Origin of the sequence: Pantoea vagans, from assembly GCF_004792415.1 — a bacterium.
GTDB lineage: Bacteria > Pseudomonadota > Gammaproteobacteria > Enterobacterales > Enterobacteriaceae > Pantoea > Pantoea vagans.
Map to the genome: position 1 here is coordinate 953,640 of NZ_CP038853.1, position 13,669 is coordinate 967,308.

Genomic DNA, 13,669 nt, shown 5'->3' on the forward strand with positions numbered 1-13,669 from the left:
TTACAGGGAGCATGAGACGCAGCCCTGAACCTCCGTGCCCTGAAGCGCCATCTGACGCAGTCGAATGTAATAGAGCGTTTTGATCCCTTTTTTCCACGCGTAAATCTGCGCTTTGTTGATGTCACGGGTGGTGACGTCATCGCGGAAGAACAGCGTCAGCGACAGTCCCTGATCGACGTGCTGCGTTGCTTCTGCGTAGGTATCAATAATCGCTTCCGGCCCAATCTGATACGCATCCTGATAGAGGTAAAGATTCTCATTGGTCATAAATGGCGCGGGATAGTAGACGCGGCCGGTTTTGCCCTCTTTGCGGATCTCGATAGGGGAGACAATCGGATGGATGCTGGAGGTGGCGTGGTTGATGTAGGAAATCGAACCGGTCGGCGGGATCGCCTGCAGGTTCTGATTAAACAACCCGTGCTGCATCACCGCATCACGCAGCGTCTGCCACTCTGCCTGCGTGGGCAGCGTCAGTCCGGCATCGGCAAACAGTTGAGCTACCCGTTCAGTACGCGGCAGCCACGCGCGCTGCAGATACTTATCGAAATAAACGCCGCTGGCGTAGTCCGAATCCGCAAAGCCGTCGAAAGTCTGCTGATGCTCCTGCGCCAGCTGATTAGAGGTGCGCAGCGCATAGTAGGTGATGCAATAGAAGTAGAGATTGGTGAAATCCAGCGCTTCCGGCGAACCGTAGGCGATGCCTTCACGCGCCAGATAGCCGTGCAGGTTCATCTGACCCAGGCCAATGGCGTGCGAGCGGCGATTGCTTTCGGCGATGGAAGGCACCGAGCCGATCTCGCTCATCATCGACACCGACGTCAGGGCGCGAACGGCCACATCCACGGTGCGCGCCAGATCGCGCGAATCCATGGCGTGTGCGATATTCAGCGAGCCGAGATTACAGGAGATATCTTTGCCGACGCGGCGATAGCTGAGATCGTCGTTGTACTCGCTGGCGCTGTTTACCTGCAGAATCTCAGAGCAGAGGTTGCTCATATTGATGCGACCGGCAATCGGGTTGCTGCGGTTCACGCTGTCCTCATACATGATGTAGGGATAGCCCGACTCAAACTGAATTTCGGCCAGCGTCTGGAAAAAATCACGCGGCTGAATATAGGTTTTGCGGATGCGATCGTCCGCCAGCATCTCGTCATACTTTTCGCTGATGCTGATATCACCAAAGGCCTGACCGTAGATCCGCTCCACGTCGTAGGGCGAGAACAGCGCCATCGGTTTATTCTCTTTCGCCAGCTGGAAAGTGATATCGGGGATCACCACGCCCAGCGACAGGGTTTTGATGCGGATCTTTTCGTCGGCGTTTTCGCGTTTGGTATCCAGAAAGCGGAAAATATCGGGATGGTGCGCATTGAGCCACACCGCGCCAGCGCCCTGACGTGCGCCAAGCTGATTCGCATAAGAGAAGGCATCTTCCAGCATTTTCATCACCGGGATCACGCCCGATGACTGATTTTCTATGCGCTTGATCGGCGCACCGGACTCTCGCAGATTGGACAGTAAAAAGGCGACGCCGCCGCCCCGTTTTGACAGCTGCAGTGCCGAGTTCACGGCGCGACCAATCGACTCCATGTTGTCTTCGATACGCAGCAGGAAGCAGGAGACCAGCTCACCGCGCTGCTGCTTGCCGCAGTTCAGAAAGGTGGGTGTGGCAGGCTGGAAACGGCCGCTGAGGATCTCCTCCAGCAGCGCCCGCGCCAGCGTTTCATCGCCCTGAGCCAGCGTCAGCGCCACCATGCAGGCGCGCTGTTCGAAAGTTTCCAGATAGCGTTTGCCGTCAAAGGTCTTCAGCGTATAGCTGGTGTAGTACTTCCAGGCACCGAGAAAGGTTTTGAACTCAAATCCCCGGTTCTCCGCCACCTCATGTAGCGCAAGCAGGAAGTCAAAGTCGTACTGGTTCAGCATGTCCGCTTCGTAATAGCTCTCTGCCACCAGATAGCGTAAACGCTCAGCGTTGCTGGCGAAGGAAACCGTATTGGGCTGTACATGCTGCAGATAAAACTGACGTGTCGCTTCGCGATCCTTGTCGAACTGGATGCGGCCCTCCGCGTCATAGAGGTTCAGCATGGCATTGAGGGCGTGATAATCGAGCGTCACGCCGTTGAGGGTATCTGTTGTTGCCAAAATTGGGTTACTCCCGCTTTAACTTTCGCAATATCGTCAGGCGTTCCCATCAGCTCGAAGCGGTAGAGGCAGGGAACCTGACATTTTTTTGCAATGATGCTGCCCGCCAGGCAGTAACCGGCACCGAAGTTACGGTTGCCGGCCGCGATCACGCCACGAATACCGCGCCGGTTCGCTTCATCATTAAGAAACTGAATCACCTGACGGGGCACCGCACCGCGACTGCTGCCACCGCCATAGCTGGGCACCACCAGAATATAGGGCTGGTCGATATGCAGCGTCTCCCGGGCATCCAGCGGGATGCGCCGGGCGGGCAGGCCGAGGCGTGTCACAAACCGGTGGGTGTTTTCCGACTGGCTGGAAAAATAGACCAGCAGGAACATGTGGTTAGCCTCCGACAGCGGCAAGCTGGCGCAGCGTGGCGATCTTGTCCGGGCGGAAGCCGCTCCAGTGATCGTTATCTGCCATCACGACCGGTACCTGGCGGTAACCCAGTGTTTTCAGGTTATCAATCGCATCCGGCTGGCTGTCGAGATTGATGAGCTGATAGGCGAGACCCTGACGGTCCATCGCATTTTTGGTCGCCGTACACTGGACACAGTTATCTTTAGTGTAAATAATAATGCGCATGATTCGTATTTCCCTCTGTGTGCGGTTCTGATGCCCGGAAATAAAGCTGATGAAGCCTGTTGCGGCCTTCATTCGGGCGGGTATATGGTGTCGTGCTGATGAGTTAAATACTAGATGTAGTGGTTTGAGGGGTCAAGCCCACCAGATATAGGGTTTTATGATTTGCATTTGCGCAACAGAGGCAAAGCCAGCAGGGATGCGCCCTGCCGCCTGGAAAATTCTTTTGTAAATGTCGCAGGCCGGAAAAAGGGCAAAAAGGCTTTTTCAATCTGGCTAACTTTTACTTCAATCTCTCTAAGTCATAAAGACCTGGGGACCTTTGGCATCAATGATATTAATGATGCGCATCGCGGCATTGTTGGGCTTACTCTCACCCCGTTCCCACTTCGATACACTCTCTACTGACATCCCAGTAGTGATAGCCAGTGCAGCCTGCGACATGTGATAGCGTACACGAACCTCTCTGATCTCACTGCCGGTCATTGTCCTGATTGCAGGGATAGTACGGGCGGCAACAGCAGCATTAATTGCTGTAAGAGTTTCATCTTTAACAACGCCCAATTCGTTATAACGCTTAGCCATACCCTGTATGCGTTTGAGTCTTTCAGTCATCACAAACTACCTCTATCAAATCATTTTTGATCAGAAGGACATCTATCAACTCCTGACCCATACTTATGAAATCGGATGCGATTTTACAGTAAGCATCGATTTCATCATCCTCAAGTTCCTTTCCTTTTTTCTTTGAAAGCTCACTTTTAAGGTACATATCAAAGAAAAAAATATTTTCACCATCGTTAAAAAAAACGATTGCACGCGCTCCATCACGGGCACTAACACCAGGCAAGCCCATCCTTTTTTTATAGGTAAACTTTCCCAGAGGATCACCTGACAGACCTCGAAAAATGTCTCCGGCGGTTTTACACAACATCCCGTTTGTAATCCGCGCTTTTCTACGATCATCATCAAAGTCAGGCGTTAAATAAATTCCCATAGTATAAAGTCCGTTTTAATACCTGTAATCACTACTATAGTCATGGTTACGGGTCGTTGCAATCCATCGACTTTAGTGCGGCGCATTGTTCAGACCAGGTTGGCAATTAGCTTACATAAGTACGCCAGTATTCCGGCTTCAGAGGGAGGATGTACGGTGATCGCGCTTGATTACGCGCAAAAAAAAGCCCCGCACGGGGCAGGGCTCGGGGGATTTTTTGTACTTAGCGGCGTGAAGCCAGCAGTATACCGACTACGATACCAAACGCGGCACCGACACCTACACCGTGCCATGGTTTGTCATGCACGTAGGTATCAACCTGTGCACCGGCATCACGTGCAACCTGAGATACGCGGTTGCTGCCACCGTTCAGTTTAGAGCGGGTCTGCTTCAGCAGTTTTTCTGCCTGACTGCGGGCAGAGTCCACTTCGTCTTTGGCGTCACTGCCATAAGATTTCAACAGCGCTTCGAGTGAATCGGCCAGCTCATTCACATCCTGATTGATATCAATGTCATCGTTTTTTACAGTGCGATTAAACATTTTTTAGCTCCCTTTGATTTAAAAACGTAATACTAGTGTAGACGACCTTTTTGATAAACGAGACGCGGGAGTGTTCTTTAGGGAAAATTCCGAATGCCCACTCTGTCATGCTGATGTAAGGTTGCGAAGCTTTTGAAAGAGGAGAGGATCGAGCATGTATTTACGACCAGATGAGGTAGCGCGCGTACTGGAAAAAGCGGGTTTCGAAGTCGATGAAATTACCCCACGAGCCTATGGCTATCGCCGTGGTGAAAACTACGTTTATGTGAATCGCGAAGCGCGCATGGGGCGCATGGCTTTAGTGATTCACCCGACGCTGAAAGAGAAGAGCCAGCCGTTCGCTGAACCTGCTTCAGAAATGAAGACCTGCGATCACTACACCCAATTCCCTCTCTACCTGGCGGGTGATTCACAGGAACATTACGGCATCCCGCACGGATTCAGTTCCCGCATGGCGCTGGAACGCTATATTCAAAGCGTTTTCGGCTAACGCATCAGGCCCCGCCGCGACGGGGCACTGAACCCCCTGACCATCCTCCCTGTTTACCCTGCCGTTGCAATTACCGGCTGTGACGCGTATAAATTTGTCCCTTATAGATGTTTAGACGTCCATACGGATAAAAGTGATGAGCGAACAGCCAACTCCCTCGCAGGAAAAATTTAAACGCACCATGAAAGTACGCCATCTGGTGATGTTATCGCTGGGCGGTGTGATCGGCACCGGCCTGTTTTTTAACACCGGCTATATCATTTCAACTACCGGCGCGGCGGGAACGCTGCTCGCCTATCTGATTGGCGCGCTGGTGGTCTGGCTGGTGATGGTCTGCCTGGGCGAACTCTCCGTAGCGATGCCGGAAACCGGCGCGTTCCACGTCTACGCCGCGCGTTATCTCAGCCCGGCAACCGGCTACACCGTGGCCTGGCTCTACTGGCTGACCTGGACGGTGGCGCTTGGCTCCAGCCTGACGGCGGCGGGCTTCTGTATGCAGTACTGGTTCCCGCAGATCCCAGTGTGGATCTGGTGCCTGGTCTTCTGCTGCGCCATCTATCTGCTCAACGTCATCTCAACCCGCTTCTTCGCGGAAGGAGAGTTCTGGTTCTCGCTGATAAAAGTCGTCACGATTGTCGCCTTTATCGTGCTGGGCGGCGCGGCAATGTTTGGCTTTATCCCGATGAAAGATGGCACCCCAGCGCCGGGCCTGAGCAATCTCACCGCGCACGGCTGGCTGCCCAATGGTGTACTGCCGATTCTGATGACCATGGTGGCAGTAAACTTCGCCTTTTCCGGCACTGAGCTGATCGGGATTGCTGCCGGTGAAACTCAGCAGCCGGAGAAAGTGCTGCCGCTGGCGATCCGCACGACGGTGGCCCGACTGATTATTTTCTTTATCGGCACCGTATTTGTGCTGGCGGCGCTGATTCCGATGGATCAGGCGGGGATTGTGAAAAGTCCGTTTGTGCTGGTGTTTGAAAAGATCGGCATTCCCTATGCGGCTGACATCATTAACTTTGTGATCCTGACCGCTATCCTCTCTGCGGCCAACTCGGGCCTTTATGCTTCCGGGCGCATGCTCTGGTCGCTGGCTAATGAAAACACGTTGCCGCGCGCCTTTGCCAGCGTCAACAAGCGCGGCGTGCCCCTGCTGGCCATCACCGTCAGCATGATCGGTGGATTACTGGCGCTGGTCTCCAGCGTGGTCGCACCGGACACGGTATTTGTGGCGCTGTCGGCCATCTCCGGCTTTGCGGTGGTCGCGGTCTGGCTCAGCATCTGCGCCTCGCATTTTGTTTTCCGTCGCCGTCATCTTCAGCAGGGCAAATCGCTGGCCGAGCTGGGCTACCGTGCGCCGCTCTATCCGCTGACGCCGATTCTGGGCTTTCTGCTCTGCCTGCTGGCCTGTGTCGGGCTGGCATTTGATCCGACCCAGCGCATTGCGCTGTGGTGTGGCATCCCGTTTGTGCTGTTCTGCTACGCCGCTTACCATCTGACCCACAAATCATCCCCGAAGCCTGAGGAGGCCAAAGATGTCGCATAACCCTGTCGCGCAGGCTTTAACGGAGTCGTCTCCGCTGATTCTGGATGGCGCGCTGGCCACCGAGCTGGAAGCCCGCGGCTGCCATCTGGCCGATGCGCTCTGGTCAGCGAAAGTACTGATGGAAAATCCTGAGCTGATCTACCAGGTTCACTACGACTATTTTGTTGCCGGGGCGCGCTGTGCCATCACTGCCAGCTACCAGGCGACGCCGCAGGGCTTTGCCACACGCGGTCTCGATGAGGCGCAGTCACTGGCGTTGATCGCCCAGAGCGTCGAACTGGCGCGCCGCGCCCGTCACGATTACCTGGCGGTACGGCCCGATGCGAAAACGCTGCTGGTGGCGGGATCGGTGGGGCCATATGGTGCCTTCCTGGCGGATGGTTCGGAATATCGCGGCGACTACGCGTTGCCGGAAGCGGAGATGATGGCGTTTCACCGCCCGCGCGTGCAGGCGCTGCTGGCGGCGGGTGCCGATCTGCTGGCCTGTGAAACCCTGCCTTCCTTTGCTGAAGCGCAGGCGCTGGTGAAGCTGCTGGCTGAATTTCCTGAAAGCCGCGCCTGGTTCACGTTTACCCTGCGTGACGCCGGACACATCAGCGACGGCACGCCGCTGTCAGAGGTGGTGAGCTGGCTGAATCAGCAGCCACAGGTGGTGGCCATTGGGATCAACTGCGTGGCACTTGAGAGCGTGACGCCTGCGCTGCAGCAGTTGCAGAAGCTGACCGACAAACCGCTGGTGGTCTATCCCAACTCCGGCGAGCAGTATGATGCTGACAGCAAAACCTGGCATTCAGCGCCCTCGGGCTGCACGCTGCATGACAAGCTGGACGAGTGGCAACAGGCGGGCGCGAAGCTGATTGGCGGTTGCTGCCGTACCTCTCCCAACGACATCGCGGCTATCGCCCGCGCTTGTCAACCGCAATAAGCTGGCTGAATCGGGCGATGATAGCCCGATTGAGATGAAGAGGGCGGTCTACACTCTGATCACTGATCACTCTGTGGACCCCTTCATGAAACAGCGAATTCTGGCTCTGGCCGCCGCGCTGCTGCTTAGCGGCTGTGCCACCATTGTCGGCACTGAAACCCAGATGGTGCGCATCGACTCTCTGCCGCAGGGCGCGCGCTTTACCGTGCAGGATGAGCGTGGCTATGCAGTGGCGCAGGGTTTCACGCCGCAGACCGTTGAACTGGCCAAATCCACCGGCCGCTACTTCGGCAAAAAGCACTACCTGCTGATGCTGGAAAGTCCGGGCTATGTGCCGGTTACGGTGCCGATCGAGGCGCGCGCTAACCTCTGGTATCTGCTGGGCAACATTCCGCTGGGTGGATTCCCCGGCTGGCTGCTGGTCGATCCCTTCTATGGCGGCATGTACGACCTCAAGCCGGAGCATCCGCGTCCCTTTATGAACCCGGTTGGCGCGCGCGGCTGATTACTGTGCGGTCGGCTTCACCATTCCGCCTGGCGTTTTATGGCGTTCCAGATACTGATGCTGGAAAATGCACATGCGGATGGTGTTGCGGTACTCCCCGTTAATGAAAAACTCATGCTTAAGCACGCCTTCAATCTCGAAGCCGAGCTTGGTGTAGATGTGGATCGCTTTTTCGTTCTCCTGATCGACAATCAGGTAGAGCTTATAAAGATTCAGCACTGAGAAGCCGTAATCCATCGCCAGCTTTGCTGCCTGCGTGGCCAGCCCTTTGCCCTGATGCGCCGGATCGATAATGATCTGAAACTCAGCGCGGCGGTGCACATGGTTAATCTCGACCAGTTCCACTAATCCCGCTTTCTGCCCGCTGTGCTCCACCACAAAGCGGCGTTCGGTCTGATCGTGAATGTGCTTGTTGTAGAGATCGGACAGCTCCACAAACGCCTCATAAGGCTCCTCGAACCAGTAGCGCATTACGCTGGCGTTGTTATCCAGTTGATGGACAAAGTGCAGATCTTCCCGCTCCAGCGGACGCAGTTTTACCGTCATTACCTGACTCCTTTTTAAAAGAAACTGCGGCGAGTATACCGCATCAGCCTGGCGCTGCGATTTGCTCAGACGCATACCTTTGCTGGCTTCAGCGGACAGTGCACCGTTCCGGCAGGGGAGAAGAGAGGTTAACGGCGGGCATAGAGGCGTGTTAAGACAGGCGGGAGAAAACAATAGCGCCGGACGGCAGGTGAACGCCGTCCGGCCTGAGTTCAGGCAGAGATCTGCTCGATGATGCGGCCCTGCGCCATACGCACGGCGCGATCGCACATGTGATCGATAACGTCGGGATCGTGGCTGACCAGCACCATGGTCAGACCATCCTGCCGTTTCAGATCGTTGAGCAGATTAAGGATCTCGGCCTGTACCGACATATCGAGCGCTGACGTCGGCTCATCCAGCAGCAGGATCTTCGGCTGCAGCAGCAGGGCACGCACGATAGCGACGCGCTGACGCTGACCGCCGGAGAGCTGATGCGGATAGCGATCTGCCAGCGCAGGATCGAGTCCGACGTGACGAAAACCCTGATCGATACGTTCGTTGATATTGTCGCGTTTCAGCAGCTTCAGCGGCTCCGCCAGCGTGCGGCGCAGGCGGTGACGTGGATGCAGCGAGGCATAAGGATCCTGAAACACCATCTGCACTTCCTGACGCAGTGCGCCGGTAAAGGCTTTGTCCGGCTGAACCTCGTGACCGGCAAGCTGCATCTGGCCCTGCCAGTGTGGATTGAGACCTGCCAGCACCCACAGCAGCGACGACTTGCCGCAGCCTGAAGGCCCCACCAGACCAAAACACTCGCCAGCGTTAACCTCCAGACTAACCTCGTGCACCACGGTGCGCAGCTCGTAACCCTGTTTGTGGGCGACGCTTAAATCCTTAAGCTTAATCATCATTCGCCTCCAGCGCAGCGCGATCCAGCACAGGTAAAGCCTGGCCGTGAGTCGCTTTGCCAGGACGGCAGGCCCACAGCGTGCGGGTATAGGGATGGGTCGCGCGCGGCAGATCGGCGGCGGGCAGCGTATCCAGCAACCGGCCTTTGTACATGACCATCACCCGCTCGCAATGTTCCGAGACCTGCTGCAAATCATGGCTGATCAGTAGCAGACCCATGTTGCGCGCTTCCACCAGACCGCGGATCAGCGCCAGCACCTGATCGCGCATGGCGTGATCCAGCGCGGAGGTTGGTTCATCGGCGATCAGGAAGTCCGGATCGGTGATCAGTGCGATCGCCAGCATCACACGCTGGCCCATGCCGCCTGAGAGCTGATGCGGATAGTGCTGCATCAGACGACGCGGATCGGGCAGGCCGACCGCATCCAGCATCTCGCACACCTTCTCTTTGCGCTCGGCACGGCTCAGACGGCGATGCAGGATCAGCGGCTCTTCCACCTGCCAGCCAATGGTGCGCGTCGGGGTGAGGGCATACTTTGGGTCCTGCATCACCATCGCCACGCGGTTACCGCGCAGCTGGTTCCAGTGGCGCTCACTCAGCGTCAGCACATTCTCACCGGCCACCTGAAGCTGGCTGGCCTGCAGATGCAGCGCGGGCGAGAGCAAGCCCATCAGGCTGCGGGCAGTGAGGGACTTGCCGGAACCGGACTCACCCACCAGCGCCACGCGCTCGCGACCCACGGAAAAGCTGATGTTATCGACCAGCAGCGCATCATCGCTGCGAATGGTCAGCCCTTCGGCATGGAGCAGATTATTTTGCATGACGGGTATCCAGTCGGTCGCGCAGGCCATCGCCTGTCAGGTTAAAGGCCAGGCTGGCAAACAGAATGGCCGCGCCTGGGGCGGCGGCAACCCACCACTGATCGAAGATCACTTTACTGCCTTCGGCGACCATTGAACCCCATTCCGCCGTCGGCGGCTGAACACCCATGCCGAGGAAGCCGAGACCGGCCGCGGCCAGGATAATCCCGCCCAGGCTCAGCGCGGCGCGAACCACCGCTGTCGGCATACAGAGCGGCAGGATATGACCGAACATCAGGCGAAAGCCCGTAATGCCCTGCATGCGCGCAGCGGCAAGGTAGTCGCTGCGGCGCAGTGCCAGCGTTTCAGCGCGCGCCTGACGGGCAAACGGCGGCCAGCTGGTCAGCGCCAGTGCCAGCGCACCATTCATCAGGCCAGGGCCGAGAATCGCCACCAGCGCCAGCGCGATCACCAGGTTCGGCAGCGACAGGAAGATATCGGTAATGCGCATCAGCAGGCGTTCGGTCCAGCCGCCAACGTAACCGGCGGTGATGCCGATCAGCAGCCCGGCCGGAATGGTCAGCACCAGAATCAGCGACACCAGCAGCAGCGTAGGACGTGCGCCGTAAATCACGCGCGACAGCAGATCGCGGCCAAAGCCGTCGGTGCCAAACCAGTGCTGCGCCGACGGTGCCAGCAGACGGCTCGACATGGTCTGCATATTCGGATCGAATGGCGCAATCAGCGGTGCCAGCAGCGCCATCAGGATAAGAATCGCCACCAGCGTCAGCCCAACGGTTAATGAGGTCACGCGTTGACGGCGACGGCGTGGTCGCAGCGTTTCGAGTTCAGAGAGTTGTTGCGTCATCGGGTTCTCGGATCGGTTAACCAGGTTAAAACATCCGCCAGGGCGTTAATTAGAATAAAGCAGCTGCCGATCAACAGGGTGGAGCCCAGAATCGCCGGCACATCGCCGGAGAACAGCGCATTGGTCATGTAGCGACCCACACCCGGCCAGGCGAAGACGGTTTCGGTCAGCACCGAACCTTCCAGCAGAGTGGCGTAGGAGAGGGCGATGACCGTAACCAGCGTGCCCAGCACGTTAGGGAAGATGTGGCGCAGCAGGATGCGAACCCGACCCGCGCCTTTGGCACGTGCCAGCACCACATACTCTTTGCTGCTCTCTTCCAGCAGCGCAGCACGCAGCAGGCGGGTAATGCCCGCCATCGCCAGCAGGCCGAGGATCACCACCGGCAGCCAGAGGTGCGCAATCGCGTTGCGGAACATCTCCGGTTCACCGGACAGCCAGCTGTCGATCAGCACAAAGCCGGTCTTCGGCTCCAGGGTGTAGACCCAGATATCATCCAGCCGTCCCGGTCCGGCAGACCAGTGCAGCACTGCATAAAAGAGCAACAGGCCCAGCAGGCCGAGCCAGAACACCGGCACCGAGTAGCCCAGCAGCGAGATAAAGCGGGCGAGGTTATCGATCCAGCTGCCCGGTTTCCACGCCGCCAGCAGCGCCAGCGTGACGCCGAACACCACCGCGAAGATCATCGCGCAGGTCGCCAGCTCAATGGTGGCGGGGAAGGTGGTCATCAGATCGCCACTTACTGACTGATTGGTCAGACGTGAGACACCCAGATCGCCCTGCGCCAGATGTTCGATGTAGCGCCAGAACTGCATCAGCACCGGCTGGTCGAGCCCCAGGTCGTGACGCACCTGTTGATAGGTCGCTTCACTGGCGTGATCGCCAGCGATCTGCTGCACCGGATCAATCGGCGAGAGATGCGACAGCATAAAGGTGAAGGCGAGCAGGCCAAGCAGCGTGACCAGCAGCGACAACACGCTACCGATCAGCCGTCCGCCACGCTGCCAAAAAAGCCGGGCGAACCCGGCTGAAGGAACAGACTGTGCCATTACTTAGTGACCTGCGAGTAATACACCATGTCAGGGTTAATGCCCTGCACATAGCCTTTCAGGTTGTCGCGCAGGGCGATCAGGTTCTTCGCCTGCATGCCAATTACGTAAGGGGAGTTCTTCATCACTTCACGCTGCATCGCTTCATACAGCGCGATGCGCTTCTTCGGATCGCTTTCCGCCGTTGCCGCAATCACCTGCTTGTTCAGCTCAGGAATGTGCCAGTCTGAACGGAAGGCGATGGTTTTGCTGCCATCTTCCGGGTTGTAAGCAAACGAGGCGGCGTTGGTGTTCGGATCGAAATAGTCGGAGCCCCAGGCGTTCAGCGTCGCTTCATATTTATGCGCTTTCACGTTGGTTGAGACTTCGGAGCTCAGGCCCGGTACCACTTCCACTTTCACGCCCGCTTTGGCGAAGCTGCCCTGCAGCGCCTGAGCAATATCCAGATAAGGCGGCTGGTTGCTGGTGGAAAGCTTGAAGGTGACGTTGTTCAGGCCCGCTTTCTTCAGAATCGCTTTGGCTTTTTCCGGATCGTAGCTGTATGGCGTGTCGTTGATCGCGCCCAGGAAGCCTTTAGGCAGGAAGCTCTGATGCACGTCGAACTGACCTTTCAGCAGCTCATTAGCAATGCCTTTGTAGTCCCACAGGTAGCGTGCCGCTTCCCAGAAGGCCGGGTTCTTCATCGTCTCATTCGCGCCGATGTTGAACTGGATGTAGTAGAGCGACGCCATCGGAATCGCTTCTGTCTTCACGCCAGGTTTGCCGTTCAGGGCAGCAATCTGATCGGCACCCAGGTTACGGGCGATATCGGCATCACCCTGTTCCAGCAGCAGACGACGCGCAGCCGGTTCCGGTACGTTTTTGATCAGGATGTTCTTCATTTTTGGCGCACCCGCCGGTGAAGTCGGGTTGGCGCTGAGCAGTACCACCTGATGCATCACCACTTTGCGAATCTGATACGGACCGCTGCCCGCGGAGTGGGTTGCCAGCCAGGCGTTACCGAAGTCGCCGTTCTTCGCGTTCGCCATCGCCGTTTTTTCATCGACAATGGACGAGACCGGCGCAGAGAGCAGGCTCAGCACGTAGGTCGGGCTGACGTTGGCGGTCCAGCTGATCTGCACATGATTGTCGTCGACTTTTTTCAGGAAGCCATCGACGTTATCTTTGGTCCAGCCGAGCTGCGTCAGGATGAAAGAGGGATCGAGGTTCAGTTTCACCACGCGGCCCAGCGAGAAGATCACATCTTCCGGACGCAGCGGATTGCCGGTGGAGAATTTCGCATCTTTGCGCAGTTCAAAGGTCAGGCTGCGGTTGTCGCTGCCGGGCTGCCATGAGGTCGCCAGTGTGGGCTTCAGGTCCACCGGATTCTGCGGATCAGACTGAACCAGACGCTGATAGATATTCGTAAAAGCCTGGACGCTGGTCAGTTCAAACCCTTTGGCCGGGTCGAAGCTGTCGGCGTCGTCGGTAGATTGGGCAATCACCAGCGTATCTTTTGGTGTTGCGGCCTGTGCTGTGAAGACGGCAGCCAGCGTCAGCGCCAGCAGTGATGGAATTATAGTTTTCATGAAATTTCCTTGCCTCTAAAAAGTTACGCGAGTTTACGAAAGGGCCGATGCGAAGAATAGTCGAATATAGGCTAACCATATGCCAAAAGGTTATAAGTGTTAGGTTGTGGTTATAAGAAGATCGCCATGTTGTTACCGAAGCGGCAACCTGAGCAGAAACAAATCCTCAACGAAGC

Annotated in this window: 16 protein-coding genes; 4 read left to right on the forward strand and 12 right to left on the reverse strand. The window is 56.9% G+C overall.

The window, feature by feature from the left end; translation table 11 throughout:
- From nrdE to EGO56_RS04630, 6 genes are all read right to left on the reverse strand, one after another.
- Positions 1-2,139, reverse strand: coding sequence for a class 1b ribonucleoside-diphosphate reductase subunit alpha (gene nrdE, locus EGO56_RS04605; RefSeq protein ID WP_135907815.1), 2,139 nt, complete (start codon positions 2,137-2,139; stop codon positions 1-3).
- Complete coding sequence (nrdI, locus tag EGO56_RS04610; RefSeq protein WP_135907816.1) at positions 2,109-2,522, reverse strand: class Ib ribonucleoside-diphosphate reductase assembly flavoprotein NrdI; 414 nt, start codon at positions 2,520-2,522, stop codon at positions 2,109-2,111. The genes nrdE and nrdI overlap by 31 nt, the downstream gene beginning before the upstream one ends.
- A 4-nt stretch (positions 2,523-2,526) precedes the next feature.
- Positions 2,527-2,769, reverse strand: coding sequence for a glutaredoxin-like protein NrdH (nrdH, locus tag EGO56_RS04615; protein WP_033783939.1), 243 nt, complete (start codon positions 2,767-2,769; stop codon positions 2,527-2,529).
- Between the two features lie 294 nt (positions 2,770-3,063).
- Complete coding sequence (locus tag EGO56_RS04620) at positions 3,064-3,381, reverse strand: helix-turn-helix domain-containing protein (RefSeq protein WP_135907817.1); 318 nt, start codon at positions 3,379-3,381, stop codon at positions 3,064-3,066.
- Complete coding sequence (locus EGO56_RS04625; RefSeq protein ID WP_135907818.1) at positions 3,374-3,763, reverse strand: type II toxin-antitoxin system RelE/ParE family toxin; 390 nt, start codon at positions 3,761-3,763, stop codon at positions 3,374-3,376. Before EGO56_RS04625 ends, EGO56_RS04620 begins: the two co-directional genes overlap by 8 nt.
- Positions 3,764-3,986: 223 nt before the next feature.
- Positions 3,987-4,304, reverse strand: coding sequence for a DUF883 family protein (locus EGO56_RS04630; RefSeq protein WP_033733577.1), 318 nt, complete (start codon positions 4,302-4,304; stop codon positions 3,987-3,989).
- Between the two features lie 154 nt (positions 4,305-4,458).
- Between EGO56_RS04630 and EGO56_RS04635 the strand changes: the two genes are divergently transcribed.
- The 4 genes from EGO56_RS04635 (at position 4,459) to EGO56_RS04650 (ending at position 7,770) form a co-directional block, all read left to right on the forward strand.
- Positions 4,459-4,794 (forward strand): DUF2002 family protein, encoded by a 336-nt coding sequence (locus EGO56_RS04635; protein ID WP_003850360.1) that lies wholly within the window; start codon positions 4,459-4,461, stop codon positions 4,792-4,794.
- Between the two features lie 136 nt (positions 4,795-4,930).
- Positions 4,931-6,340, forward strand: a complete 1,410-nt coding sequence (mmuP, locus tag EGO56_RS04640) for an S-methylmethionine permease (protein ID WP_135907819.1) — start codon at positions 4,931-4,933, stop codon at positions 6,338-6,340.
- Positions 6,330-7,265 carry a homocysteine S-methyltransferase gene (gene mmuM, locus EGO56_RS04645; protein WP_135907820.1) on the forward strand — a complete coding sequence of 312 codons (936 nt, stop codon included), beginning with the start codon at positions 6,330-6,332 and terminating at the stop codon, positions 7,263-7,265. Before mmuP ends, mmuM begins: the two co-directional genes overlap by 11 nt.
- An 85-nt stretch (positions 7,266-7,350) precedes the next feature.
- Positions 7,351-7,770 (forward strand): hypothetical protein, encoded by a 420-nt coding sequence (locus EGO56_RS04650; RefSeq protein WP_003850357.1) that lies wholly within the window; start codon positions 7,351-7,353, stop codon positions 7,768-7,770.
- Here the strand turns inward: EGO56_RS04650 and speG are convergent, their stop codons facing one another.
- The 6 genes from speG to EGO56_RS04680 all read right to left on the reverse strand — a co-directional run bounded on the left by speG (position 7,771) and on the right by EGO56_RS04680 (position 13,493).
- On the reverse strand, positions 7,771-8,316 hold the full coding sequence (gene speG / locus EGO56_RS04655; protein WP_003850356.1) for a spermidine N1-acetyltransferase: 546 nt from the start codon (positions 8,314-8,316) through the stop codon (positions 7,771-7,773).
- Positions 8,317-8,528: 212 nt separating this feature from the next.
- Positions 8,529-9,206: an ABC transporter ATP-binding protein gene (locus EGO56_RS04660; RefSeq protein WP_135910522.1), complete on the reverse strand. Its 678-nt coding sequence runs from the start codon at positions 9,204-9,206 to the stop codon at positions 8,529-8,531.
- Positions 9,199-10,029, reverse strand: a complete 831-nt coding sequence (locus tag EGO56_RS04665) for an ABC transporter ATP-binding protein (RefSeq protein WP_135907821.1) — start codon at positions 10,027-10,029, stop codon at positions 9,199-9,201. Before EGO56_RS04665 ends, EGO56_RS04660 begins: the two co-directional genes overlap by 8 nt.
- The gene (locus tag EGO56_RS04670; protein WP_033733571.1) at positions 10,019-10,876 is read right to left on the reverse strand and encodes an ABC transporter permease; all 858 of its coding nucleotides are present in this window, start codon (positions 10,874-10,876) and stop codon (positions 10,019-10,021) included. The genes EGO56_RS04665 and EGO56_RS04670 overlap by 11 nt, the downstream gene beginning before the upstream one ends.
- Complete coding sequence (locus tag EGO56_RS04675) at positions 10,873-11,925, reverse strand: ABC transporter permease (RefSeq protein ID WP_013358787.1); 1,053 nt, start codon at positions 11,923-11,925, stop codon at positions 10,873-10,875. Before EGO56_RS04675 ends, EGO56_RS04670 begins: the two co-directional genes overlap by 4 nt.
- Positions 11,925-13,493: an ABC transporter substrate-binding protein gene (locus tag EGO56_RS04680; protein WP_135907822.1), complete on the reverse strand. Its 1,569-nt coding sequence runs from the start codon at positions 13,491-13,493 to the stop codon at positions 11,925-11,927. The genes EGO56_RS04675 and EGO56_RS04680 overlap by 1 nt, the downstream gene beginning before the upstream one ends.
- Positions 13,494-13,669 lie beyond the last annotated feature (176 nt).